Consider the following 25,611-nt stretch of genomic DNA (forward strand, 5'->3'; position numbering starts at 1 on the left):
TGCGGTGGTCTCAGCCGCTGGGGTACCTGTCCGGCCGCGTGTGGGGGTCGCCGGTGGCGGCCTCCCGCGGTTCCGGGGTCCTGGCGGCGGGGCTGGTGCCTCGCAGCAGGGAGGCGAGGGCGGCGAGGAAGGCGAGGGCGGCACCAAAGGCGAACACGACGACCAGGCCGGAGTGGAACGGTCCGGCGATCAGGGTCGGGAAGAACTCGCGTCCGGTCAGGGCCTGTTGCTGCGCGGCCGTCAGGTGGGTCAGAGCGCCGCTGGGCCGCAGCAGGTGCTGGACCGGGTTGACGCCCAACTGGGCGGCGAACAGGGACGAGACCGGGGGCAGGCCGCCGACCTGGGCGGCGACGTGGGCCGGTACGCCCTGCTGCCGCAGTCCGCTGGTGAGGGTGTGCGGGAGGTTGCTGGCCAGCCCGGCGATCATGAGGGAGAAGAACACGCCGATGGACACGGCGGTGCCGGAGTTCTGGAAGGTGGCCCGCATGCCGGAGGCGACACCGCGCGAGGGGGCGGGCACGCTGCCCATGATCGACGAGGAGTTGGGGGAGGCGAACATGCCGCTGGCTATCCCGTTGAGCGCGATGAGCACCGCGAAGATCCAGTAACTGAAGTCGATCGGCACGAGCATCAGCCCCAGGAAGCTGCCGCCGAACAGCAGCGCGCCGCCGGTGGCCAGCCCCCGGGAGCCGATCCGGTCGGACAGGTACCCGGAGACGGGCCCCGCGGCGAGGAACCCGGCGGTCAGCGGCAGCATGAAGATGCCGGCCCACAGCGGCGTGTCGCTGTAGTCGTAGCCGTGCAACGGCAGCCAGATGCCCTGGAGCCAGATGATCAGCACGAACTGCATCCCGCCGCGGCCGATCGAGATGGCCAGGCCCGCCAGGTTGCCGAAGGCGAAGGCCCGCAGCCGGAAGAGTCCCAGTTGGATCATCGGCGCGGCGACGCGGTTCTCGATGACGACGAACGCCGCCAGCAGCAGCAGTCCGCCGGCTATCAGCGCGTCGACCAGCGGGTTGGTCCAGCCCATGGTGTGCCCGCCGTAGGGCTGGAGGCCGAAGGTGACCGCGATCAGGACCGCGCTGAGGCCCACCGCGAAGGTGATGTTGCCCCACCAGTCGATCCGGCCGCCGCCGCGCTTGCCGGTCTCCCGCAGGGTGCGGTAGGCCCACAGCGTGAAGAACACCCCGACGGGCACGTTCACCCAGAACACCGCCCGCCAGTCCCAGGCCGACAGCAGACCGCCGGCGACCAGGCCGATGAACATCCCGCCCAGCCCCGCGACCTGGTTGATGCCCAGCGCGAAACCGCGCTGCTCCGCGGGGAAGGCGTCGGTCAGGATGGCGGCCGAGTTCGCGGTCAGCATCGAGCCGCCGACGGCCTGAAGCACCCGCCAGGCGATCAGCCACATCGCCCCGTGGCCGCCGTCGAAGGGGTCGAAGGACAGCAGGATCGAGGCGAAGGTGAAGACCGCGAACCCGGAGTTGTAGATCCGGACCCGGCCGTACATGTCCCCCAGCCGGCCCACGGTGACCACCAGGACGGCCTGGACCAGCCGGTAGCCCATGATCATCCACAGCAGGTAGGCGATGTTGCCCGGGGCCAGCGGGTCCAGGTGCACGCCGCGGAAGATCGCCGGCAGGGCGATCAGCACGATGGAGCCGTCCAGCGCGGACATGAAGACCGCGGCGGTCGTGTTCGTCAGCGCCGTCCACTTGTACCGGTCGTCACCGCCCGGGCGGCCCGGGGCGTGCGTCGTGGCGGAATCCGTCATCAGCTTGCTTCCTCAAGGTCGCGTCGGCGTCAGATGTTCTGGGCCAGCCGCTCCAGCAGCGGCGCGGCCGCTGCGAGCTGCTCCAGCTCCGTCGGGGTGAACGTGCCGCTGGTCAGGGCCCGCGCGATGAGTTCGTTCCGCGCGTTGCGCTTGTCCTTCAGCGCCTGCAGTCCGGCATCGGTCACCGACAGCACCACGCGCCTGCCGTCGTCCGGGTCGGCCCGGCGTTCGACCAGGCCACGGGCCCGCAGCGTGCCGATCGTCGCCCCCATGGCCTGCGCGGTGATCTGCACCTCACGGGCCAGCGCCGAGGAGGTGGTGGGACCCGAACGGTCCAGGTGCGACAGGGCGGTCCGCTCGGGCAACGTCAGTCCGCCGCCGGTGGGCACTTGGCGTACGCGCCGCACGAGCACGCTGATGCTCGCCAGCAGGACTGCGGCGACGCCACCGGGGTCCAGATCATCGTTCATATGTTAAGGCTACTTTATCAGGTTGGTTTAGTACATCGGCGGGTCGCATCGCCGTACTGCCGGGGAGAGGGGGGCGGGGGGCGCGGGAGCGGGGGCGGTGCTCGGCGCTGAGGGTTCGGCGCCGGGTGCGGGGTCGGCGCTGGGTGCGGGACCAGCGCCGGGTGCGGGGTTCGCGCGGGGGCCGGCGCCGGATGCCGCTTCGGCCGGCCGCCGGAAGGGGCCGCACCGGTGAACGTCCGATGCGGGCGCGATTCCCGCGGTGGGTGAGGAGGAGGCCGTCGAGGGAGGGCACGGTACGCGCCGACCGGGACGGGGCATGGCGAGGTCCGGGGCTTCCGCGTGGAGCTGTAAGGGGTGTTCGGGGAACCCCTGCGCCGGACGTGCGAACTGTTCGGCCGGCGGCCGGGTGCGGCCGGCGCCGGAGGACGGGACGCACGACCCCCGGTTTCTGGCGGACGCGGAGAGCCTCGGGCGGCAGCACGGAACGGACGGGCCCGTGCTCACCGGCCCGGACGAGTACGGGAGCCGCCCGAGGAACACCGGTGAACGGGCCGGGCGGCCACTCCGGCGGCGGCCCGGCTGCGCCCGACGACTGCCCGGGCGGCTCCGCCGGCGTTCCGCCCGTCAAGCCGTCCACTGCGACGTCCACCGCGACGTCCGGCCGCGCCGCCACGCCCGGCACCCCGGGCGCCGGAGGGCCGGAAACCCGGGGTGCGGGGGTGCCAGGAGACGGGGGTCCGGGGACGTGCGGGGCGGAGGCCGCGCGCGGCGCCGGGGTCGGTCAGACCGTCGGGTGTTCCACGCCGGCGCACCACACCTGGCGGATGCGGCGTGTCGCGCGGATGTCGTCGAGGGGGTCGCCGTCGATCAGGACGAGGTCGGCGCGCAGTCCGGGCGTGACGGCTCCGCGGTCGGGCAGGCCGAAGTGGCGGGCGGGCAGGCAGGTGGCGGCGCGCAGTGCGTCCACGGTGGTCAGGCCGGCGTCCACGAGCAGTTCCAGCTCATCGTGCAGGCTCTCCCCGTGCGGGGGGTGGAACGGTACGCCGGTCTGGGAGTTGGCGTCGGTGCCCGCCAGCACGGGAACCCCCGCGCGGTACAGGGCCCCCACGCTCTGTGAGGCGCCGGCGAAGGCCTCCCCCACGTGGTACACCTCCGCGCAGCCCTTCATCATGGTCAGCGTGGGCACCACGACCCGGTCCGCACGGGCCAGGCAGGTCACCACGTCGTCCTCCAGCGGCGGCCCGAGCGGCACGTGGGTGACGATGTCCGCGTCGATCCCGGTGATCGTGCGGTAGGCACCGTGGGTGGAGGCGTGGGCGATCACCTTCCGGCCGTGGGCGTGGGCGGCGGCGACCACGGCCTCGATGGTCGGCAGATCGGGACCGCCCTCGCCGGGCCCCTCCACGATGATCTTGATGAAGTCCGCGCCCTCGGCGACCCGCCGGGCGACGAAGCGGCCCGCCCGCCGCGGCCCGCGGACGACGGCCCTCCTGGCCATCCCCGGAATCCGGGCGTGTACCCCGCCCGGCCCGATCACCGGGGTCCCGGTGCCGCGGACCGACGTCGTCCCCGGCATGTCCCGCGGCTCGGCGGGCAGGTCGGCCATCTCCAGGCAGGTCGTGACGCCCCAGGCGGCCATCCGCTTCAGGCTCTCGTGCCCCATGAGGTGGGCGTGGGTGTCGATGAGCCCCGGCAGCAGCACGGCCCCGTCGCAGTCGACCTCCTGCGCGTCCGGCCCGGCCTCCGTTCCGATGACGCCGCCGTCGATGACGACGGCGCGCCTGCCGGTCAGTTCCTGTCCGTCGAAGACCCGGACGTTCCTCAGGACCGTCCTGCCCACGGCGACGCCCTGATCGGTGTACGGCGAATGCGCCATTCGTTCTCCCGGCTGTCTACGACATGTCGCCGCTCCCTCTCGACCGGCGACCGGCTGATCGTGTGCTCACCCGATCATGCCCCGGACACGGCAGAGTCAGGAGGTGGTCCGGGCGAGATCCAGTGGGCCACCAGGAAGTCGGCTGATCTGCCCCGCTCCCCGCCGGCCGGTTCTGTCCTGCCCGGGGTGACGGGGTTGTCTGTTGGCAGAGGCGTTCACGGAGTGGTTCGTCCGGCCCGGGTCCGGGGTGCCGTCCGCCCCGTCCGCCGACCGGCCCCGGGACTCAGGGGTACGGCGAGGTGGACCGGGCTGCGACGGCCCAGGTGTTTTCCGCACACACCGGCTGCCGCCGAGCCACCCCCGAGCGGTGATCTGCCCCCGCAGTGCGGGCGGTTGACCTGCCCGGGAGGGGGTCGCGGAGACGAACGGCGGGCAGCGAGTGACGGTCTGACGCACTCCCCCACGCCTGGGCCCATCGATCTCCCGAACCCGCACCCGTTCGGCCAATCGGCCCATCGCACAGCTCACGGAGACCGGGCGCGTGGAAGCGGGCGGGCCCCGTGATGTCACACCGCCCCGAGCGCCGCGGCCACGGCGTCCCGCACCGCTCGTTCGGCAGGGGCGGGCTCGTCCATGGCCGCGGCCATCTCCTTGAGGGAGGTCATGGCCACCTCGGGCAGTCCGCAGGCCGTGAAGGTCGAGAACGGGGCCAGGTCCGGCGCGACGCTCAAGGCGAATCCGTGGCTGGTCACGCCGCCACGAATCCTCATACCGATCGAGGCGACCTTCGTGTGCCCCGGCGTCCTACCCCGACCAGGCTCCGGGCCTTGAGTGGGGGTGTCACGTCGGACGGCCCGCAGGCCCAGCGAGTCCAGGGCGGTGATCAAGCCTTCCTCCAGCCGGCGCACGACGTCCCCGGGACCGCGCTCGCGGAGATCAACCACCAGGTAGCCGATCAGTTGCCCCGGCCCGTGGTACGTCGCCTGACCACCCCTGTCCGCCTCGACCAGCGGGATCCCGGCGTGCAACGGCAGTTCGCGACGCGGCGTCCGGGCGCTGTAGGTGATCACCGGCGGATGGGTGAGCAGTGCCAGCCGATCCGCGATCAACCCTTCCTGCCGCTGGTGGACCCATCTGCCCATCCGCTCAATCGCTTCGATGTAGGGGACCTCACCCAGATCGACCCGCTCGAGTTCCCGCTCGCCAACACCCGGCCCTCTCGGTGCCACACCCACTCGACAGACACGCAGAGCGTACGCCGGACGAAAAGGGCGCCCCGGGCGAACGCCGCCTGATGAGGCGCCGGCAACTCGCGCGCTTCCCGCGCCCGCCGTTGCGCTTCCCGGCAAGCCGCCCGCCGTACGAACCCGCGCCCCGTCGTCGCCGGCCGGCGGCGCCCGCCAGCGCTCCGGTCGCCCCTGGGCCACCCCGGCTCATGAGGGCTCGCCGGACTACGCTGAGGTCGTGAACCGTACCGATCGCTTGTACGCCCTGGTCGAGGAGCTTCGGGCGGTGGCGCCGCGGCCCCGCAGTGCGGCGTGGCTGGCCCGGCGGTTCGAGGTCAGCGTGCGTACCGTCGAGCGGGATCTTGAGGCGCTGCGCCGGTCGGGGCTGCCGATCCGCAGTGCGACCGGGCGGGCCGGCGGTCACAGCCTGGACCGGGATCGCACGCTGCCGCCGGTGACCCTCACGGCCGGTGAGGCCCTCGCCATCAGCGTCGCCCTGCGGGCCGCGGAGCCCACCCCGTTCGCGGCGGCCGCGCGCCGCGCCGGGCAGAAGGTGCTGGCGGTGCTGCCGGCCGACGTACGGCGGCGGGAGGCGGCGCTCGCCCGGCAGGTGCGCCGGATCGGGGACCACGCGCCCGTCGGAAGCGCCAAGTTGGGCGATGTCATCGGCGACGCGCTGGTCGCCGGGCGCGTCCTGCGCCTCGCCTACACCGACCGGGCCGGTGCCGTGACCACGCGTGACGTCGAGCCGCTGGGACTGCTGTGGGGGCCGCACGGCTGGTACCTCGCCGGCTGGTGCCGGCTGCGGTCCGCGGTCCGCGGCTTCCAGCTCGACCGGATCGCCTCCGCGGAGTTGTCGGACGAACGGGCCGCGCCGCGTGAGCCGCAGTGGGCGGCCGAGCTGGAACGCCTGGACGCCGAACGTTCGCGAGGTGACCTCGGGCCTCGCGAGGTGAGCCGAACACCGCGATGTGACCCCGAACACCGACAGGACGGTGTCGCCGTGGGCCGCGAGGCTGTTCCGCATGGACAACGAGAAGCGCATGATCGCCTGGTGCCGGATGTGGACCGAGGACCCCTCGCTGGCGCACGACCTGATGTCCGACGGCTGCGTGCAGTGGTCGGGGCAGGGCGAGCGCCTGGACGCGGTGGTCGGCCCGGCCGAGCAGGAACAGTTCGTCACCGCGTACCAGGCCCGCCAGGTCAACGTGTACAGCCCGCGCGTGCTCATCGACGCCGGGGACCGGTTCGCCTACCTGTGGGACGTGACGACGCCCGACGGCCAGGTGCTGACCGGCCTGGACGTCAACATCCTCAATGGCTCCCACGTCCAGGAGAACTGGACGTTCGTGGGACGACGGCGCTGCGAGCTGCCCGATCCCGGCCCCAGTGAGCCGGCTCCGACCGCCCCGGCCGCGATCGAGGAGCTGGCACGTCGCTGGGTGCGGTTCCGCAACGGCCGGACCGAACCGGCGGAGGAGTTGGTGACCGGCGACTTCGCCCTGTTCTCCGCGGCGGGTCCGGCCGGTGACGTGAGCGGCCCGGCCGAACTCGCCACCCTGGTGGAGCGACAGGCCGTCACCGCCCTCACGATCCACCGGGAACCCGTCGTCGACCTCGGCCGGGGGCGCGTCGCGTTCCTCTGGACGGCCACGTCCGCGGCCGACGGAACCACGGTCGGCGGGGCCGACGTCCTGACGGTGCGCGACGGCCGGTTCGCGTGCGCGTGGTCCTTCACCGGCATGCGCCCTTTCCGGTACTGAGGTCCGCGTCCGCCGAGCGGTGAAACGCGCGATCGTCAGGGCGATGAGCCGATCAACCTCACGGCTGAGACGCCGGCGCATCACCGCGACCGCCGGTCCGGACCGCCTCCGGCTCCCCACCGCACGGTCGACCGGCTGCGCGGCCCGGCGGGAGCGCGGCCGGTCGCGGTAGTCGCGGCCGGTCGCGTTCGGTCGCGGTGACCCGTGTCGCGGCGGGCGAGGGCGACGGCGCGGACCGGTGCGGACGCGCAGGCTCTGCCGGCGTGCCGATGGCCTTGGGGGTCCCGGAGCGTTTGACGCTCTTACCGGCGTCGCAGTGAGGTGCTCTGCGTTCGTTCCTGGCGCTGGGCGTCCGGGGCCGGCGCTCCCCGGCCCCGCAAAGCAGCTCAAGCGCGCCGTCCACCGCTCCGCCCGAGCCCTCGAACGCCCCGTCCGCGTCCGGCTCGCCGACGAAAAGCAGCCCATCCCCTTTGCCCGGGGAAAGACCGCCGACGCGATCTACGACAAGGTCGCCGCCGACTGCCGATGAATCTTCGAATCAGGTCGCCAAGGGATGGGGCGGCTGTTCGGTCAACTCCCGGAGTGCAGCGGCAGGGCGAACCACAGATCGTCGACGAAGCTTCCGTCGGGCAGCCGCATTTCCTCGCTGAGCCGACCTTCCAGTGCGAATCCGTGCCTCTCGTAGAGTGAGATCGCGCCGTGGTTGGAGGACAGCGCACGAAGACCCAGCTTTCGGGCCCCACGTGCGCGAGCCAGCTCGATCAAAGCTCCGATCAACAACGATCCGACCCCCCGCCCCCGCGCCGAAGGGGACACCGCCAGCGCCTCGAAGTGCAGGACGTGCTCGTTCGCCGGTATCCGCATGTGCCGACCGATCCGCGCGTAGCCCAGAACGGTCCCGTTCGACACCGCTACCAACACGTCCTCCGGCTGCCTGCGGTCTCCGAAAAAGGGATCCGAGGCCGGCTGAGGTGCCACGACCCACAATTCCGGCGGCCATGACTCAGCGTCAAGAATCGCCAACGCTCGGTCGTCGGCAGTTGTCGCAGTCCGGATCTCTATTTCAGGCATAACAGGAGTCTAATGCTCCGGTCATGGGTCCGATCAATGGTCGGGATTCAAGGATCCGGCTGAGAGCAGATCCGAGATCTGCCGTTTCCGGGGTACAGCCGCTCGGTGGGCTTCGTACGAGTGCTGTCAGGAAGGACTGTCCGTCGGATCCGACGGATGAGCAGCGGGCGTTGGCCAGCCATTACTGCCTGCTGTGAGAACGGGCCGGAGGAGTGCACGTTGGCAATGACGCCACACACCCAAGCGTTCCCGCGATGGCCGACGGTGTACTGGTACTTCACCTGGTGGCACGACGACGACGGCACCGTCGAGAAGGTCCACGCCATGCCGCGGATGAAGGTCCCGGACGATGCCGAGCGGGCGTCAATGAGGCAACCCGTCTTCGACCTCCGGTGCGTCTCGCCCTCCTGGCCTGGGCGGATGCGGGATGGTGGGCAGATGACTCCGCGCCGCCACCTGGGCCACGGCCCCACCCCGCCGCCGACCACCGCCGACCCCGCCGGCACCCGCGGCCTCCCCGTCGAACGCGGTGACCGCACGGCGCCGCCGGACGACCAGGAGCGCGACGCCGACCAGAACCCGACGCGCGGACGCCGGCCCCTCGGGGACGGCACGCCCCGGCCCTGAGGGAAGGCCGAATCCGCCGGGCCGGGCCGGGCCGTACCGGCCTTGGCGGCGTGCTCCCCCGCCGTTCGGAGAGAGCCGGCAGCGGTCTCCCCCGCCTTCGCCGCCCTCGCGCATGGCGAGGGCGGCGAACGGCGGTGTCCACCGGAAGCCGCGTGGGCGGATCGCGCCCCCGCGGGTCCGCCTTATGCGGCGACCCAGGTCCAGCGCGTGTAGCTTCCGTCGTTCACGTAGCAGGTGGCCGACGTGTCGCTGGACGAGTAGTGCCCGATGTAGCAGTTGGCGCCGCCGCCGGGAGCGAGCGGGTAGTCGGACGTGATGCCGTACTCCATGGTCTGCTCGTAACCCGACGCCCCGCAGGGCGCGGTGTAGACGGACCGGGCGATGTCGCCGCTGGGACTCGTCGGCACGCTGAGGCAGATCTGGCTGGCCGCGCCGCCGGAACGCACCAGTTCGACCTTGCTCGCCGAGGCGTCCCAGTGCTGGGTGCCGGTCGCCTTGTTGCACGTGACCATTTTCACCGTGTAAGCGTTCAGCGTTCCGCTGTCCGTGCCCTCAAGACACTTTCCTGTCGCGACATTCTTGATCAGGTACTGCGTCGTGGCACTCGCGGACTGTGCGGAAATCATCGTCTGCGCGACGACCGCCAGGGCTACCGTAGAGAGAATGACTCCAAGTTTGACCTTCATGCGACAGGTTCCTTCCACAGTATGACTATGAGCGATGACAAGTGGGCAAGCCCGCGGTATCAATTCCGGAGGTTCTACGCCTCTTGCGCGACAACCGGCCCTGAATACACCGGGGTCGGCGGCTGCTGCGATTCAGAGACTATGCGCGGACCGCACACCGCCGCGTTAGCACAGGGTGCACTTGTTCGTGTGGCTGAGTATCCTCAAGCGGCTTCCGCAACGCGCCTCCCCATGCGCGGAGCGCCTCCCCATGCGCCGGTGCACGACCGCCGGATTCGCCCGTGTACGACCGCCGGGCGACCGGGCCCCCGCCGGGTTCCCGCCTCAAGTCGGGCCCGCCGCCGACCTCCGGGCCCTCCGCCCGGACGACGTAGCGCCGCAACCGGTGCCCCCGCGGCATCGGCCGCGCACCGCACCGCACCCCGCCGCAGCAGCGGCCGGGAACCCCATGGCTGTCCTGCGCGCATGCCACCCACGAGCGAGCGGAACGACGCGCACCTGGCGGTGACGGCGGCCCGGGCGGGCGCGGCCGTGGTCCGCGACATGTAGGGGACCTCGCTGGCGCGGTACGAGAAGTCCGCTGGTGACTTCGCCACGGCCGCGGACCTCGCGGCGGAGAAGGCCGTCCTCGACGTCCTGCGCGCCGCGCGCCCCGATGACGCGGTGAAGGGTGACGGGTGACGGGTGAGGAGAGCGGGCACACCGGTGCGGCCGGTGCGGAACGGCGGTGGCCGGTCGATCCGTTGTGCGGCACGCTGAACTACGCCGTGCACACCACGCCGGCCGCGGTGAACGTGGCCCCGCGGGTGGGCAGCGACGTCACCGCGGCCGCGACAGCCGACCCGTTCACCGGCGAGGTGTTCTGGACCGACGGTGCACGCGCCCGCCCCCGGAGGGAGGACGGTACCGGCGAGCCGCTCGCGCCGTCGCCCGGTTCCCGGCTGGTGGACGTCAACCTCGATCCCCCGTTCCCCAACTCGCCGGAGTTCCGGGCCGCCCGCCTCCTCACCGCCGCCGAGTTCGCCGGGCACTTCCGGCCGCGCGTCGTCTCCACCACCCTGGCGGTGGCCCGGGTCGCCGCCGGCCGCAGGGCCGCGTACGTCACCGACGGCCACCTGCGCGACAGCGTGCACTTCGCCGCCGGTATCGCCCTGTGCGAAGCCGCCGGCTGCGTACTGACCGGAATCCACGGTCAGCCTCTGCACACCGGCGCGGGCGGACTGGTGGTGGCGGCCGACCGGCGGACGCACGCCACGTTGTTGAAGACGATCACGGACCAGATCGCGGACGCCCGGTAGGACGACCTCACCGGGCCGCAGGACGTAACGGCGTTACCGGTACGGCTTCCGCGGCCGGGCGTTGCGGGGGACCGTGCCCCCGGGCCAGGTGCGGCCCTGCTCAGGCGCCGGCACCTGCGGGTCGGTCGGCCGGTTGATCGGACCATCAGTCAGACGTGTGATCGGACGTTTGCTCGGCCAAGGTGAGGACCACCTCGTCGATCTCCTCACCGCGGGCGTTCGCGAAACCTCGCTCATGGCCGGTGAGGACGAATCCGCACTTCTCCAGGACGCGGACGGAGCCGGCGTTGTCGGCGGCGGCGCGGGCGTACAGCGGGCGATCCGGTACGACGCCGAGCAGTTCCCGCAGCGCGGCCGTGGCCGCTCCACGCCCCCAGTACGCGCGCCCGATCCAGTAGGTGACCTCGCGCTCCTCGGGCGGCCCGAACACGGCGGCGTGGCCGGCGATCTCCCCGTCGTCCGCGAGGACGGTGCGCATGACGTTTTCGGGATTGCGGCGGTTACGGGCCCAGTGGGCGTCGAACAGGGCGCGGTCCGACGGGTCCTCGGCCGTGAAGGCGGCCATCCGGATTCCCTCGGGATCGTTCATCTGAGCGAAGAAGACCGGCAGGTCGGCGTCTCGCACCTCTCGTAGCGTGACGTCCATCGTGGCCTCCCGGAGCTGATCCTGAACGGTCGTGCGCGCCGCGAAGCGCCCGTCGATCATCCCACTCGCCGATCATCCCGGAAGACCGCCGCCGCGAGCGGCCGTCCACCTCCGCGCGTCAGCACCTGCGCGTGCCCGCGCCGTCACCCCGCCGAGCGACCGGGCACCGCGAGCCTGCCGGGCAGCAGGCCGCGCCCAACCGGCCGGACGGGCAGCGCTCAACGAACAGCGCGGGGCCGCCTTCGGTCGGCGGCACGGATCACGCCAGCCAAGGGCACGGGCGGCGTTCAACCACCGCCGGCACGGCCCACGCCCAGCCGGTGGCGTGACGGCAGAGGCTCGTACTCAGCCGTCGGCGTGGGCCGCGTCGTACGTCTGCCGGGCGGACAGGACGTCCGGCATCCGGTCTTCGAGCAGCGCGATCAGTTCCAGCACGCGGGTCGCGGTCTGCGCGCCGAACGGCGTGAGGCTGTACTCCACGTACGGCGGGTTGGTGGGCCGCGCGTCGCGGATCACCAGGCCGTCGCGCTCCAGGGCGTGCAGCGTCTGGGCGAGCATCTTCTCGCTCACGCCGTCCACCCGGCGGCGCAACTGGCTGAAGCGGAGGGTCTCCTCCCGCAGCGCGCCGAGAACGAGGCTGCCCCAGCGACCGGTGACGTGCTCCAGCGTGCTGCGGGACGGGCAGTCGCGGGCGAAGACGTTGAACGCGTCCTCGCCGTCCTCCTGCCGCTTGTTCCAGCTCTTCATACCCGAAGCATACTCCTGCGCAGCGCTAACTCAGAGATTGCGCTTTTGAAAAGTTAGTGCTCCACTGGAGTGGTCGCCAACCGGCTCACCCTTATGGCTCACCCTTACGAGGAGCACCTCCATGACCACCCCCGCGCAGGCCCCCGTCGTCGCCATCGCCTACCACTCCGGTTACGGGCACACCGCCGTCCTCGCCGAGAGCGTCCGCGACGGCGCGGCGGCCGCCGGAGCCGTCACCCACCTGATCAAGGTCGACGAGATCACCGACGAGCAGTGGGCACTGCTGGACGGCGCGGACGCGATCGCCTTCGGGTCGCCGACCTACATGGGCACGGCCAGCGCCGCCTTCCACCGGTTCGCCGAGGACTCCTCCAAGCGCTGGTTCACCCAGGTCTGGCAGGACAAGCTGGCGGCCGGGTTCACCAACTCCGGCAGCAAGAGCGGCGACAAGCTGCACACCCTCCAGTACTTCACCGTGCTCGCCGCCCAGCACGGCATGACCTGGGTCAACCTGGGCCTGCTCCCCGGCTGGAACGCCTCCGACGCCTCCGAGTTCGACCTCAACCGGCTGGGCTTCTTCCTCGGCGCGGGCGCGCAGACCAACAACGACCAGGGTCCCGACGGGGTCCACAAGGCCGACATCGCCACCGCCCACCACCTCGGTCGCCGCCTCGCCGAAACCGCCCGCGTCACCACCGCCGGCCGCGCGGCCCTCGCCGCCTGACCGGCTCGGACCCGCTCGGCCCCGGACCCGGCCTCGGAGCGGCCCCGGCACCGCACGGCGGTTCGCGCGGGGCCGCTTCGCGAGCGTGCGGCGGTTCAGCTCGCCGGTTCGGCACCGTTCACGTCGTCCCGTGCTCGCGGGTGCGGGACGGCGGGGTCGAAGGCGTCGGGGTCGTCCGGGTGGAGCCCTGGATCGCGGCCGGCGGCCAGCCTCCGGGGACGTTGGCGAGGCCCGGCCAGTGCCGGAACGCGTCCCGTGACACGCACGGGTCGCCGGTCAGGCGCTGGACGACGTCGTGCCGGGTGACCCACCACGCGCGGACACCGCCCGGCAGTTCGGCCGGGACGGCCGGGCCCATGGCCCACAGGACCGCGGCGTCGGCGTGGGCGGCCGTGGCCATAGCCATGGCCGCGGGATCAAGAACGGGACAGCCGGAATCGGACAGGGAGGACATGGGTCAGCCTTTTCGCGGGGAACTGCCCCATCCGTGAACTCAGCGGCCAATGGAGTCCCGTTATTGATACGGGCATTCGGCATGTGACATGGCCGGGCGGACTTCCGCTCCCGACCACCACCGGCCACCGCCTTCCCCCTCCTCGCCCCGCCGCCCACCGACGCCCCGGCACCGGCGCTCACTCCGCCTCACCGGAGCGAACCATCGCCTCGCCGAAGCGGACCGTCACCTCACCGGAGCCGATCACCAGCTCACCGGGATGCGACCACCACCTCGCCGCAACGGACCCCCGTCCGGCCGCCGCAGGGGCCCCACGTGGGAAGCGACCGAAAACCTACTGGCCGGTTGTCACAGAATGAGACTGGCGGCACATGATCAGTGAGCCGTAAGGTTCTCACCCTGTCGTCGGGCTCACCCGCCATCGGGCGTGGTCCCCGCACGCGAACGAGCATGGCTCCCAGTTCAGTCAGGTGGGCTTCCTGGATGTGTTGCGCCGAGAACACCGGCCCGGCCGGACGAGACTCCCGGCCGCAGAACCCGCCGGGGGTGCCGGCGGAGCTTCCTGCCGCCGTGTTCACGACGGACCACGCCGGCCGGATCACCGCCTGGGGCGACCGGGCCGCCGCCGCGTTCGGCCGCCCGGCCGCCGACGTGCTGGGGCTGGACTGGGACGTCCTGTTCGGTCCGGACGAGTCCGGCCGGCTCACGGATGCCCTCGCCCGCGCCCGGCAGGGGCTGCCGTACAGCGGTGTGCTCACCGCCCGGTCCGGCGACCGGTTACCGTCGCTCACCCTCAACTGCTCGCCGCTGACCGGCGTTTCCGGTGATCCGGTGCTGGCGTGCTCCGTCAGCGGCGGTGGACCCGGCGCGGTGGCGGACGGTGGATCCGGCGCGGCGGACGCGGAACGCAACGCGGTGGCGAACGCGGCACTCCACGTGGCGAACGCGGAACCCGACGCGGCAAAGGACACGGAATCCGACGCGGCGGAGCGCCAACGGGCCGCCGTCCGGGCGGCGTTCGTCGACGAGCTGGTCGGGAAGTCACCGTTCGGGCTGCTCATGCTCGACGAGGACCTCCGTTTCGTCCTGGTGAACGACAGCCTGTCCGCCATCAACGGCGTGCCGGTGGAGGCACACACCGGCCGGCTGGTGGGCGACGTCATGCTGACCGAGGACGGCGGGGCCTACGAACGGATGCTGCGCGAAACGCTGCGGACCGGGGAACCGGTCACCGGCCTGATGGTGCGCGGGCGCACCGAGGGGCATCCGGACGCCGACCGTTCGTGGTCGGTCTCGCTGTTCCGCCTCGCCTCCTGCGACGGCCGGGTCCGGGGGCTGGGCGGCATCGTGGTGGACGTGACCGACAAGCAGGCGGCCCTGCTGGAGGCGTCCGCGGCCCGGGGGCGTCTCGCGCTGGTCAACGCCGCCAACACCCGGGTCGGCACCACGCTCGACATGCCGCAGATCGCGGAGGAGCTCATCTCGGTCGCCGTGCCCGCGTTCGCCGACCTGGCGGTGGTCAAGATCCGTGAAGACCTGTTCGGCGACACCGTCCCCGACGTGTCCGGGACCCCGATCCGGCTGCGCAGGCTCGCCGGCCGGGCGATGGACAACCCCGCGTCCTCCTCGATCTTCCGCTCGCACGGCGAGACCTCCCAGCCTCCCGGTTCCGTGCTGCACGAGTGCATGCGGACCGGCGGCGCGCACCTGCTGGCGGACATCGACGACGAGGCGCTACAGGCCCTCGCGCACGACGCGGAGCACGCCCGGCTCGTCCGCGGCAGCGGCCTCACCTCCATGATCGTCGCGCCGTTCGTCGCCCGGGGCCGGGTCCTCGGCGTGGCGTTGTTCGGACGGTCCGACAAACGCGACCCGATGAACGTCGAGGACCTCAAGAGCGCCGAGGAGCTGGCCGCCCGGACGGCGATGTGCCTGGACAACGCGCTCGCGTACAGCAACGAGCGGCGCATCGCGGTCGCGCTGCAACGCAGCATGCTCCCCGAGGACGAGGTCATCCCGCGGCGGCCGGGCCTGGAGGTGGCCCACCACTACCGGCCCAGCAGCAACGCGGCGCAGGTGGGCGGCGACTGGTTCGACGTCATCGCGCTGTCCGGCCACCGGGTGGCCTTCGCCGTCGGCGACGTCATGGGCCACGACCTGCACGCGGCCGCCAACATGGGCCAGCTGCGCACCGCCATGCGCACCCTGGCCCAGCTCGACCTGGAGCCGGCGGACCTGCTCACCCGGCTGGACGAGGCCGTCCGCCGGGGCACGGCGACGCGGTACGCGACCTGCGTCTACGCCGTGTGCGACACGGTGACCCGCGAGTGCAGCATCGTCAGCGCCGGCCACCCGCCACCCCTGCTGCGGCACGCCGACGGCACCACCGAGGTCCTCGCGGTCTCGCCCGGCGTCCCGCTGGGCGTCAGCACCGACGACCCCGGGTTCGCGGTCACCGACATCGTGCTGCCGCAGGACGCCACCCTCGTGCTGTACACCGACGGCCTGGTCGAGCACCGCGGTGAGGACATCGACGTCGGCATCGACAGGCTGCGCACGGTGCTCGCCGAGGACGGCGGATCGGTGCGTGACCTGTGCGAACGGGTGGCCACCCGGTTGAGCCCGGCCGGCGCCGAGGACGACCTCGCCGTCCTCATGGCCCGGCTGTCGACCAGCCCCGACCACGGCTTCGCGACGTGGCTCGTCGACCCCCGCCCCGAGTCCGTCGCCGGGGTCCGCGCCCACCTGCGCCGGACCCTGCACGCCTGGGACCTGCCGGACCTGGTCGACGCCACCACGCTGCTCGCCAGTGAGCTGGTCACCAACGCCCTGCGCTACGCCCACGGCACCATCGAACTGCGCCTGGCCAAGGGCGCCTCCCTGGTGTGCGAGGTCGCCGACGGCGACCTCCGCGTCCCCCGCCGCCGCCAGGCCGGTCCCGACGAGGAGGGCGGCCGCGGGCTGGTCGTCGTCAGCGAGTACTCCCGTTCCTGGGGCACCCGCCCGACCGCCGACGGCAAGATCGTCTGGTTCGAACTGGCCTTGCCCCAGGGGTAGTTGACGACAGCCGTACGGGCCCGTACGGGACGGTGGGGGACCGTACGGCCGCGGAGGGCGGGACGTCCGGCCGGCTCGCCGCCGACCGCGGCGACCCGGACCGCGCGGCCGCCCGCCGCCGGACCTGGCACGGCCGCCCGCAGTCACAACGTTGGCGTAGTCGCGACGTGGCCGCAGTCGCAACGGGCGCAGTCACAGCGTCGACAGCAGCCCGCCGTCGACGACCTGGACGGTTCCGGTGGTGTAGCGGGCGCGGTCGGAGGCGAGGAAGGCGACCGTCTCGGCGATGTCCTCGGGCGTGCCGGGGCGGCCGAGCGGAATGGCGAACGTCCTGGCGAACTCGGCGCGGGCCGCGTCGAGATCGCCGCCGTGCTCCGCCGCGAGGGCGGCCAGCCGCTGGGTGAGTCCGCTGGTCTCGATCACGCCGGGGGAAACGACGTTGACGCGTACGCCGTGCGGCGCCGCCTCGTTCGCCAGGCCCTTGCTGTAGGCGTGCAGTGCCGCCTTCGCGGCCGCGTAGGCCACCGCGGCGGGCTGGGGCCAGCGTGCCGCGTTGGACCCGATGTGGATGACCGAGCCGTGCCCGCGGGCGAACATCCCCGGCAGCAGGGCACGGTCGAGGCGCACGGCGGACAGCAGCGAGCCCGACAGGTCGTTCAGCCAGTCCTCGTCCGTCAGCGCCAGCACGCCGTCCGGGACGCGGGTCTGCGCGCCCGCGTTGTCGACCAGCACGTCGACGCCGCCGAGGTGGTCGAGCGCCGCCTCCGCGAGCCGGCGCACACCGTCGGCGGTCGAGACGTCCGCCTGGACGAACGTACCGGCGACCGGCCCGTCCGCGGCGTGGCGGGCCGAGGTGACCACCCGGGCGCCGGCGGCCTCCAGCCTGGCGGCGATCGCGGCGCCGAGGCCACGGGTCGCGCCGGTCACCAGGGCCCGCCTCCCCGCGAGTTCCCGGGGGTCGACGGCGGCCTGCGTTCCGGGCGGCTGGGTCATCGGGACACCTTTCATCGATGTTCATCGATCATAGATGATTGGTACGCTCCCCCGGTGCGCACTCCCCTGCATCCACCGATCGAGGACGTCGGCCTCGCCGGTGTGCTCTCCGCGCTCGGCGATCCCGTCCGCCTGCGGATCGTCCGGGTGCTCGCCGACGGCGAGGAGCACCTGCGGCCCGACTTCGACGTCCCGGTCGGCCAGTCCACCCTCAGCCACCACATGAAGACGCTGCGGGACGCCGGCGTCGTCCTCAGCCGCCCCGAGGGCACCCGCTGCTTCGTCTCGCTCCGCCCGGAACTGGAACAGCGCTTCCCCGGCCTGGTCGCCGCGGTCCTGAGGAACCTGGAGGGCGCGACCGGCCCGGCGGCGGATCACTGATCCCCTGCACGCGGACGACGCCGGTTCGCCCCGCCGTCACGGGGCAACGGACCGCCTGCGGCGGGCGGTCGGGCGCCACGACTGCGCAGGTCGGCCGAAGTCCGCCGACGGCTCCGGGCGGTGGACGGGCAACGGCCGCGCGGGTGCGGGCAGTTCGGGCGCCGACGCGCGGCGGCCGGGGCGCGGCGCACGCTGAACGTCCGCGTGCGAGGCGGGAGTTGGGTCCTGCCGGAGCCGGGGAGAGCGCCGGCGCGGCCGAACCTGCCGCCCGAGGGCCTTGGACGGGCCGACGCCGGATGAGCGTCCGGACCAGCGGCGGATGAGCCTCGGGACCGGCGGCGGCGACCGGCGACCGCTGTTCGGATCCGCGCCGGAGAAGGACCGGCGTCCGCCGCCCGTGCCGGCCGGGTGCCGGGCGTATAGGGTGCCGGGCATGAGTCAGGAGCCGGCACCGTGGGTGGGCCAGGAACAGCTGGAGCAGCGGGTCTCGCACGACGACCGGGAGCGGGTCTCCGAGGTGCTGAGGGTGGCCGCGGGCGACGGGCGGTTGAGCCTGGAGGAGCTTGAGGAGCGGCTGGAGGGCTGCTTCGCGGCGCGGACGTACGGCGACCTGGTCCCGCTGGTGGCCGACCTGCCCGGGCAGGCGATGACCGTGGCGGAGCCGGGCCGGGCGAAGGAGGTCGCGCGGGTGCGCCGGACCGGCGGGAACGTCCGGTACGAGGGCGCCTGGGAGGTGCCGCGCCGCCTGGAGATCGCGGTCCGCGGCGGCAACGTCCTGCTCGACTTCACGTCCGCGGTCGCGCGTCAGCCGGTCACCGACGTGGAGCTGGACATGCGTGGCGGCAACCTGCGGCTGATCGTCCCGGCCGGTTACGCCGTGGAGTCCGGGGAGGTGGAGATGCTCGGCGGCTCCGTGCGCCATCACGTGACGGTCGGCGGCCCGGTCGTCCACCGCGTCACCGTCACCGGTGCGATGACCGGCGGCAACATCATCGTGCAGCCCCCTCGCGCCCCGCGCCGGCCGGGCCGCCTGCGCCGTCTGCTGGGCCGCGACCGCTAGGCCGTCTCCGACGCACACCCCCGGTCCGCCCCGGTCCGACACCCGCGCCCGGCCGGGCCGTCTCCGGGTACACCGCCTCGGCCGCGCCGGTCCGACGCCCCCGCCCGGCGAGCCGCACGACCGGGCCGTCGACCGGGCGCGGCGGACCGACCCCGACGAAGATCCACCGCGCCCGCGCCGGGACCTGCCGGCCGCCGGCGTTCGCGCCGACCGCTTGCCGGGCGCCGATCGCTTGCCGGTCACGGACGAGGCGCCCGGTGACGCGCCCGCCTTCACCGACGTGATGGCCCGCCCGCGCGGCCACCGGCCTGCGGGGCCGGGTCCGGGGGCCGGGGCCGCCCTGACCGACGGCTGCGATCGGGCGGTGGACGACGCCGGAGTCCCGGTACCGTGCCGCGGCCGGTTCGCCGACGCCCTCGGGTGCGCGCCCCGCACGACTCAGTGGACCTGCTCGTGCCCGGTGAGCAGGTTGATCAGGCTGTGGGGCGTGTCGGCGCCGAAGCAGAACTCGTGGATGCGGTCCGCGTCGTCGGCGGCTTCGGCGCTGCGGGGGAACATGGCCTGCTCGTACGCGGTGAGCGCGGCCTCGGTGTCATCGGGGTGCGCGGCGATGGCCCTGCCGAGTTCGGCGCCGTCGAGCATGGCCAGGTTGGCGCCCTCGCCGGACGGGCGCATGAGGTGGGCCGCGTCGCCGAGCAGGGTCACCCCCGGCACCCGGTCCCACCGGTGCCCGTTCGGCAGCGCGTGGAGGGGGCGCGGCACCGGTGCGGTCTCGCCGTCGGTGATCAGCGCGGTGAGCTCCGGCGCCCAGCCGTCGAACTCCTCGGCGATCCGCGCGGCGGCTGCGGCGGGGTCGGTGAAATCGATACCGGCGAGCCACTCCTGCGACGCGGTGAGCGCCACGTAGGTGTGGAGCGTCCCGCCGCTCTCCCGGTGGGCCTGGATCCCCTTCCCCGGCACGGGCGCGGACATCGACCCGCCGCCGACGGCCTTCGCGCTGGCCGGGTGCCGGATGTCGCTGTCGAACAGGTAGGTCTCGATGAACGCCGTGCCGACGTACTCGGGTACCGCGTCGGTGAGCAGCGGCCGGACCTTCGACCAGGCGCCGTCCGCGCCGACCAGCAGGCTCGTGACGACGGTGCCGCCGTCGGCGAAGGTCACCTCGTGGCGGCCGTCGCCGAGGGCGCGGGCGCCGGTGGCCTTGCGGCCCCACCGGACGGTGCCGGCCGGGAGGGAGTCGAGCAGGAGCTGTCGCAGCTCACCGCGCTGGACCTCGGGGCGTCCACCCGTGCCGTCGTCGGGTTCGTCGAGCAGGACGGTCCCGTCCGGGCCGAGGACCCGGGTCGCCTGGTGGCCCTCCAGGACGAGGCCGCGGAACTCGTCGATCAGGCCCGCCGCCCGCAGGGCCGGCTGGCCGGTGTCGTCGTGGATGTCGAGCATCCCGCCCTGCGAGCGCGCCGTCGGGGAGGGCTCCGCCTCGTGGACGGTGGCCGGGATTCCGTGGACGTGCAGGACGCGGGCGAGCGTGAGGCCGCCGAGTCCGGCGCCGATGATCGTGACGGGAGTGCGCATGGGGCTCCTTCGGGGTGAGGGCGTCCGGGGTGGCCCGGGCCGACCTCTCTGGAATGTCGTTCCAATGTTGGAACAGCGCTCCAGATGTGTCAAAGTAGCGAGGTGACAACGCGGACGCGCCGGTCCCAGCGGCGCACGGAGGCGCTCTCCCGGGAGCGCATCGTCGAAGCTGCCGTCGAGCTGCTCGACGCGGCCGGCGAGGGCGGGCTGACGTTCCGGGCGCTGACCGAGCGCCTCGCGACCGGCCCCGGGGCGATCTACTGGCACGTGGCGAACAAGGACGAGCTGCTCGGCGCCGCGACCGACGCCGTCGTCGCCGCCGCGCTGGCCGTCGGGCCCACCGGGCCCCCGGACCCGCCGCAGGACGGGGTCCGCGCCGTCGCGCTCGGCCTGTTCGACGCGACCGACGAACACCCGTGGCTCGCCGCGCAGCTGTCGACGCGACTCTCCCGCGGCCCCTGGGCATCGGTGACACCGCGGATCTTCGAAAGCGTCGGCCGGCGGGTCCGCGCGCTGGGCGTGCCCGAGGGCGACTGGTTCACGGCGACCTCGGCGCTGGTGCACTACATCCTCGGCGCCGTCGGCCAGAACGCCGCCAACACCGCGAACGCCCGCACCCTCGGGCCCGACACGAACCGCGCCGGGTTCCTCGACTCCGCGTCGAGGGCGTGGGAGGAGCTCGACCCCGACGACTACCCGTTCGTCCGGGCGGTCGCCAAGCAGCTGCGCGACCACGACGACCGCGAGCAGCTTCTCGCCGGCGTCGACTTCGTCCTCACCGGCATCACCGCCCGCCACCTGCCCGGCGGCCAGGCACACACTCCACCGGCCACCTGACCCGCCGCACGGACCCGCACGCGCTTCGGTCGCACGCCGAGGCTTTACGGACCCCGGTGCGCATGGGCTTGCACGGGCCCCGGGCGTGCGTAGTGGCCCATACGCACCGGCGCGAACGTCGAAGGGGACGGCGAACCGGACGGACCGGCACGACAAGGGCTTACCGGCGGATGCCAACCGGTTTTCCCGGCAGATGACAAATGGCGAGGAGAACAGTCCTCCTCGCCACTATCAAGATATAGCGCACCGGGGGGCTTGCCGCAAGGCCCTGGTCGTGCCGCAGAATGAGCGACCAAAGCCAGAACCTTCCGAAATGAAAGAACCACGACCTACGTGTGCGTTTGTCGGCGTACGGGTTGCCGCGGGGGTTACTCGGGAACGTCGAACCAGCGGTGGAATCGAAGCACCGGGGGGAATGCGCGGCGCGGTTACGGAAGGCTCGGCGCGGAGGCGGCTGATGTGCGCGCGGCACGGACGGCGCGGAGCGGCTGGCGGAAATCCGAAGTCGTTGAATGGGCGTTTTGATGATGGACGTGATCGTGGTCGGCGGCGGACCGACCGGCTTGATGCTGGCCGGCGAATTGCGGCTGCACGGCGTGCACACCCTCGTGCTGGAGAAGCTGACCGGGCCGACCGGGCAGTCCCGCGGGCGCGGCCTGCACACCCGCAGCGTCGAGATGATGGACCAGCGCGGCCTGCTGGACCGGTTCCTCGCGGTCAGCACGAAGTTCCAGGTCGGCGGGTTCTTCGCCGGCATCCACACACCGTGGCCGGAGCGGTTGGACACCGCTCACCCGTACGGGCTCACCACCCCGCAGCCGGCCACCGAACGGCTGCTGGAGGCGCGTGCGCTCGAACTCGGTGCCGAGATCCGGCGCGGCTGCGAGGTGGTCGCGCTGAGCCAGGACGAGGACGGGGTGAGCGTCGGGCTGGCGGACGGCACGCGGCTGCGTTCGCGGTACCTCGTCGGCTGCGACGGCGGCCGCAGCGTGGTGCGCAAGCTGCTCGGTGTCGGCTTCCCCGGCGAGCCCGCCAAGGTCGAGACGCTGCTGGGCGACATGGAGGTGACGCAGGACGAGGCGACGATCGACGCCGTCGTCACGGAGGTCCGCAAGACCCACCTGCGGTTCGGCGCCATAGCCAACGTGGACGGCAAGGAGGGGGTGTACCGCTTCGTCGTGCCGGCCGACCGGGTGGCCGAGGACCGCACGACCGGGCCGACCCTGGAGGAGTTCAAGCAGCAGTTGCGGGCCTTCTCGGGCACCGACTTCGGCGCACACTCGCCGCGCTGGCTCTCCCGGTTCGGCGACGCCACCCGGCAGGCCGAGCGCTACCGGGTCGGCCGGGCCCTGCTGGCCGGCGACGCCGCGCACATCCACCCGCCGGTCGGCGGACAGGGGCTCAACCTCGGCGTGCAGGACGCGTTCAACCTCGGCTGGAAGCTGGCCGCCGAGGTCAACGGCTGGGCCCCGGAGGGGCTGCTGGACAGCTACCACGCCGAACGGCACCCGGTGGGCGCCGGCGTGCTGGGCAACACCCGCGCGCAGATCACGCTGATGGGCTCCGATCCGGGCGCGACCGCGCTGCGGGAGATGTTCGCGAAGCTGATGGACTTCGAGGAGGTGAACCGGTACGTGACCGGCCTCATCACCGCGGTCGAGGTCCGCTACGACTTCGGCGCGGGCCACGAACTGCTCGGCCGGCGGCTGCGGGACGTGCGGCTGGAGCGGGGCCGCCTCTACGAGCTGATGCACGGCGGCCGCGGGCTGCTGTTGGACCGGACCGGCCGCCTGTCGGTGGCGGGCTGGGCGGACCGGGTCGACCACGTGGTCGACGTCAGCGAGGAACTGGACGTGCCCGCGGCACTGCTGCGGCCGGACGGCCACGTGGCGTGGGTCGGCGAGGATCAGCGGGAGCTGCAACGCCGGCTGCCGGAGTGGTTCGGCGCCGCCGCGGGGTGAGCGGGAGGCGGTCGGGGGTGCCGGCGCGGTGCGGGGGGTGGGCTGCCGCCGGCGGAGCGCACGGACGCGGCCCGGCTCGGGCGTTGCGGAGCCCACGGGATCGCCGGGTCATCGGCGGCGGCCCCACGCGGAGACCATCGGGGCGGTGGCCAGGTCGAGCCGCCCGGCGGCGACGTTCGCCAGATGACGGTCGATCTCCTCGTCGGTGGCGAGCCCGGCCGCCACCAGACGGTGGCGGATCTGCCGCACGGTCGCGTCCTCCAGCACGGCACACGCCGGCGAGGTGATCGGGAAGTAGGCGTCGGCCCGCACGTCGTCCAGACCGGCGTCGCGCAGCACCCGCGGCAGGGTCCGCCCGTACGCGAGGTCCGCGCCGCGCGCCGCCATCAGGGTGCGGAAGCCGGACCGCAGCCGGTTGGCGAGCCGCTGTTCGGGCCCCGACTCGTCCGGGCACAGCAGCGGCTGCAACGCGGGGTCGGCGTCCTCCAGGAGCAGCCGGCCGCCGGGGCGCAGGGCCTGGACCATCCGGCGCAGGGCCTCGGTGCGGTCGGTGACGTGCACCAGGACCAGCCGGGCGTGCACGAAGTCGAACCCGCCGGGTGGCGGCGGGTCGGCCGCCACGTCGTGCGACAGCACCTCGATGACGCCGCCGGCGACGTCCCGGGTCCAGGACACGTCGATGTCGGTGGCGACCACCGCGCCCTTCGGGCCGACGCGTTCGGCCAGCCCGAGCGGCACGGAGGGCCCGCCGGCGCCGACCTCCCAACACCGCATGCCGGCCCCGACCCCGAGCTCATCGACGTGCCGGAACGTCACCGGGTCGAACAGCTCGGCGAGGGCACCGAAGCGAATCCCCGCCTCGGACTGCCGGTTGTCCAGAAGGTAGCCGCGATCCGCGTCGTGCTCAGCCATGGGGCGATTTTGGCAGACGGGGGAACGGGCCGCCCCGGCCGGTGTTCCGAGGCTCTCCGCGTGCGGCGCCGCCGCCGGTCGTTCCGGGCCGCCGGCGTTCCTCGCGCGGCGACGCTCCCGCGCGGCGGCGTTCTCGCCGTTGCCCGCTGCCGCCGGCCGGGCCCCGGCACGCGCGGAACGGGGGCCCGGCCGGAGCGAGCCGATCGGACGGTCGGAACGGCGGGAGCCGGTCGGACGGCGGGGACCGGGTCCACGGCACAATGGCGAGGCCATGCCGTGGCACCGCGTGGGACGCGGGGCCGTGCGACAACGGATCGTCAGGAGGACGTGGTGCCGGAAACGCCGCAGCCCGGGGCCGGTGCCGCCCGCGGTGACGGGGAGGAAGGGCCGGCGGCCGAGCGGGCCGAGGTGGCGGCGTTCCGCCGGGACCTGGGGTTGGACGCGCTCATCGACGTGCACACGCACTTCATGCCGGAACGGGTCATGGCGAAGGTGTGGGCCTACTTCGACGCGGCCGGACCGCTGGTCGGCCGGCCGTGGCCGATCGCCTACCGGCAGCAGGAGCGGCAACGGATCGACACGCTCCGGGGTTTCGGGGTGCGGGCGTTCACGTCGATGGTCTATCCGCACAAGCCGGGGATGGCCCGCTGGCTCAACGACTGGGCGGCGGACTTCGCCGCGCGCACCCCGGAGTGCCTGCACACGGCCACCTTCTTCGCCGAGCCGACCGCGTTCCAGGACGTGCGCCACGCGCTGGAGCAGGGTGCGCGGGTGTTCAAGTGCCATGTGCAGGTCGGCGGGTTCGACCCGGGTGACCCGGTGCTGCGGCAGGTGTGGGGTCTGCTGGCCGAGGCCGGGGTGCCGGTGGTCACGCACTGCGGTTCCGGGCCGGTGCCGGGCGCCTTCACCGGCCCCGGTCCGGTCGGCGCGCTGCTCGCCCGGCATCCGCGGCTGCGGCTGGTCGTCGCCCACCTGGGCATGCCGGAGTACGAGGACTTCCTCACGCTGGCCGAACGCCATGATCGCGTCATGCTGGACACCACCATGGCGTTCACCGGGTTCGCGGAGTCGGCCGCGCCGTTCCCGCGGGCCGCGCTGCCGCGCCTGGAGGCCCTGGGCGACCGGGTCCTGCTCGGCACGGACTTCCCCAACATCCCCTACGGCTACGCCGACGCGTTGCGCGCGCCGGAACGCGCCGGCCTGAGCCGGGAGTGGCTGCGCGCCGTCTGCCACGACAACGCGGCCCGGCTGTTCGACCTGTGACCGGCGGGGCCGGCCGTCCGACGGACGACCGGCCGCCCCGGCTGCCCCGGTCGTTCGGTCGGTGATCGGCCGCCCCGGCCCCTCGACCGACGACCGGCCGACCCGACCGGCCGACCCGACCGGCCGGTGACCGGTGACCGGCCGAGCCGTCCTGATCACCGGTCCCCGGTTCCCGCTGCCTCTCCCGGTTCCCGAGCCTCGCTGCCGCTCCCG

General features: G+C 73.3%; 21 protein-coding genes and 2 pseudogenes. 11 read left to right on the top strand and 12 right to left on the bottom strand.

Translation table 11 applies throughout. From position 1 onward, the window contains the following. Positions 1–10: 10 nt before the first annotated feature. From POF43_RS17995 to lipB, 4 genes are all read right to left on the bottom strand, one after another. Complete coding sequence (locus POF43_RS17995; RefSeq protein ID WP_271322548.1) at positions 11–1,774, bottom strand: MFS transporter; 1,764 nt, start codon at positions 1,772–1,774, stop codon at positions 11–13. Positions 1,775–1,803: 29 nt separating this feature from the next. Then, positions 1,804–2,244 (bottom strand): MarR family winged helix-turn-helix transcriptional regulator, encoded by a 441-nt coding sequence (locus tag POF43_RS18000; protein WP_271313164.1) that lies wholly within the window; start codon positions 2,242–2,244, stop codon positions 1,804–1,806. Positions 2,245–3,025: 781 nt separating this feature from the next. After that, positions 3,026–4,120, bottom strand: coding sequence for an amidohydrolase family protein (locus POF43_RS18005; RefSeq protein ID WP_271323853.1), 1,095 nt, complete (start codon positions 4,118–4,120; stop codon positions 3,026–3,028). 566 nt (positions 4,121–4,686) lie between these two features. After that, positions 4,687–5,355, bottom strand: a complete 669-nt coding sequence (lipB, locus tag POF43_RS18010; protein WP_271323854.1) for a lipoyl(octanoyl) transferase LipB — start codon at positions 5,353–5,355, stop codon at positions 4,687–4,689. A gap of 229 nt (positions 5,356–5,584) precedes the next feature. Here lipB and POF43_RS18015 point away from each other — a divergent pair. After that, positions 5,585–6,187 (top strand): annotated as a pseudogene (locus tag POF43_RS18015) (helix-turn-helix transcriptional regulator); the annotation flags it as partial. Between the two features lie 184 nt (positions 6,188–6,371). Continuing rightward, the gene (locus POF43_RS18020; protein ID WP_271323859.1) at positions 6,372–7,109 is read left to right on the top strand and encodes a nuclear transport factor 2-like protein; all 738 of its coding nucleotides are present in this window, start codon (positions 6,372–6,374) and stop codon (positions 7,107–7,109) included. 570 nt (positions 7,110–7,679) lie between these two features. On the opposite strand, the gene POF43_RS18025 is transcribed toward POF43_RS18020, so the two are convergent. Further along, complete coding sequence (locus POF43_RS18025) at positions 7,680–8,180, bottom strand: GNAT family N-acetyltransferase (RefSeq protein WP_271313589.1); 501 nt, start codon at positions 8,178–8,180, stop codon at positions 7,680–7,682. Between the two features lie 225 nt (positions 8,181–8,405). On the opposite strand from POF43_RS18025, the gene POF43_RS18030 reads away from it, so the two are divergent. Next, on the top strand, positions 8,406–8,807 hold the full coding sequence (locus POF43_RS18030; RefSeq protein ID WP_282704647.1) for a hypothetical protein: 402 nt from the start codon (positions 8,406–8,408) through the stop codon (positions 8,805–8,807). Between the two features lie 182 nt (positions 8,808–8,989). On the opposite strand, the gene POF43_RS18035 is transcribed toward POF43_RS18030, so the two are convergent. Beyond that, positions 8,990–9,493 carry a ricin-type beta-trefoil lectin domain protein gene (locus tag POF43_RS18035; RefSeq protein WP_308217745.1) on the bottom strand — a complete coding sequence of 168 codons (504 nt, stop codon included), beginning with the start codon at positions 9,491–9,493 and terminating at the stop codon, positions 8,990–8,992. A gap of 558 nt (positions 9,494–10,051) precedes the next feature. Here POF43_RS18035 and POF43_RS18040 point away from each other — a divergent pair. Continuing rightward, positions 10,052–10,791: pseudogene (locus POF43_RS18040) on the top strand (inositol monophosphatase family protein). 145 nt (positions 10,792–10,936) lie between these two features. Here the strand turns inward: POF43_RS18040 and POF43_RS18045 are convergent. Together POF43_RS18045 and POF43_RS18050 are read right to left on the bottom strand one after the other, a co-directional pair. After that, on the bottom strand, positions 10,937–11,437 hold the full coding sequence (locus POF43_RS18045; RefSeq protein ID WP_271313600.1) for a GNAT family N-acetyltransferase: 501 nt from the start codon (positions 11,435–11,437) through the stop codon (positions 10,937–10,939). A 345-nt stretch (positions 11,438–11,782) separates the two neighbouring features. Next, positions 11,783–12,184: a winged helix-turn-helix transcriptional regulator gene (locus POF43_RS18050; protein ID WP_271323856.1), complete on the bottom strand. Its 402-nt coding sequence runs from the start codon at positions 12,182–12,184 to the stop codon at positions 11,783–11,785. A 121-nt stretch (positions 12,185–12,305) separates the two neighbouring features. Between POF43_RS18050 and POF43_RS18055 the strand changes: the two genes are divergently transcribed. Then, positions 12,306–12,908 carry a flavodoxin family protein gene (locus tag POF43_RS18055; RefSeq protein WP_271323857.1) on the top strand — a complete coding sequence of 201 codons (603 nt, stop codon included), beginning with the start codon at positions 12,306–12,308 and terminating at the stop codon, positions 12,906–12,908. Between the two features lie 118 nt (positions 12,909–13,026). On the opposite strand, the gene POF43_RS18060 is transcribed toward POF43_RS18055, so the two are convergent. Continuing rightward, the gene (locus POF43_RS18060) at positions 13,027–13,314 is read right to left on the bottom strand and encodes a hypothetical protein (protein WP_271323858.1); all 288 of its coding nucleotides are present in this window, start codon (positions 13,312–13,314) and stop codon (positions 13,027–13,029) included. Between the two features lie 618 nt (positions 13,315–13,932). On the opposite strand from POF43_RS18060, the gene POF43_RS18065 reads away from it, so the two are divergent. Beyond that, positions 13,933–16,419, top strand: coding sequence for a SpoIIE family protein phosphatase (locus tag POF43_RS18065; protein WP_271323019.1), 2,487 nt, complete (start codon positions 13,933–13,935; stop codon positions 16,417–16,419). 192 nt (positions 16,420–16,611) lie between these two features. Here POF43_RS18065 and POF43_RS18070 read toward each other — a convergent pair whose 3' ends face one another. Next, positions 16,612–17,412 (bottom strand): oxidoreductase, encoded by an 801-nt coding sequence (locus tag POF43_RS18070; protein ID WP_271323020.1) that lies wholly within the window; start codon positions 17,410–17,412, stop codon positions 16,612–16,614. A gap of 54 nt (positions 17,413–17,466) precedes the next feature. Between POF43_RS18070 and POF43_RS18075 the strand changes: the two genes are divergently transcribed. Together POF43_RS18075 and POF43_RS18080 are read left to right on the top strand one after the other, a co-directional pair. Further along, positions 17,467–17,793, top strand: coding sequence for an ArsR/SmtB family transcription factor (locus POF43_RS18075; protein WP_271323021.1), 327 nt, complete (start codon positions 17,467–17,469; stop codon positions 17,791–17,793). Between the two features lie 433 nt (positions 17,794–18,226). Continuing rightward, positions 18,227–18,853, top strand: coding sequence for a DUF1707 SHOCT-like domain-containing protein (locus tag POF43_RS18080; protein WP_271323022.1), 627 nt, complete (start codon positions 18,227–18,229; stop codon positions 18,851–18,853). A 438-nt stretch (positions 18,854–19,291) separates the two neighbouring features. Here the strand turns inward: POF43_RS18080 and POF43_RS18085 are convergent, their stop codons facing one another. Continuing rightward, complete coding sequence (locus POF43_RS18085; protein ID WP_271323023.1) at positions 19,292–20,425, bottom strand: FAD-dependent oxidoreductase; 1,134 nt, start codon at positions 20,423–20,425, stop codon at positions 19,292–19,294. 102 nt (positions 20,426–20,527) lie between these two features. Between POF43_RS18085 and POF43_RS18090 the strand changes: the two genes are divergently transcribed. Further along, complete coding sequence (locus POF43_RS18090) at positions 20,528–21,262, top strand: TetR/AcrR family transcriptional regulator (RefSeq protein ID WP_271323024.1); 735 nt, start codon at positions 20,528–20,530, stop codon at positions 21,260–21,262. 524 nt (positions 21,263–21,786) lie between these two features. Further along, a complete protein-coding gene (gene rox, locus POF43_RS18095; protein WP_271313601.1) occupies positions 21,787–23,223 on the top strand; it encodes a rifampin monooxygenase in 1,437 nt (478 codons plus the stop codon). A gap of 108 nt (positions 23,224–23,331) precedes the next feature. Here rox and POF43_RS18100 read toward each other — a convergent pair whose 3' ends face one another. After that, complete coding sequence (locus POF43_RS18100) at positions 23,332–24,135, bottom strand: methyltransferase domain-containing protein (protein ID WP_271316661.1); 804 nt, start codon at positions 24,133–24,135, stop codon at positions 23,332–23,334. A 327-nt stretch (positions 24,136–24,462) separates the two neighbouring features. On the opposite strand from POF43_RS18100, the gene POF43_RS18105 reads away from it, so the two are divergent. After that, entirely contained in the window at positions 24,463–25,398 is a 936-nt protein-coding gene (locus POF43_RS18105; RefSeq protein ID WP_372516063.1) for an amidohydrolase family protein, read from the top strand. Positions 25,399–25,611: the final 213 nt, after the last annotated feature.

Origin of the sequence: Streptantibioticus silvisoli, assembly GCF_027947535.2 — a bacterium.
Lineage (GTDB): Bacteria > Actinomycetota > Actinomycetes > Streptomycetales > Streptomycetaceae > Streptantibioticus_C > Streptantibioticus_C silvisoli.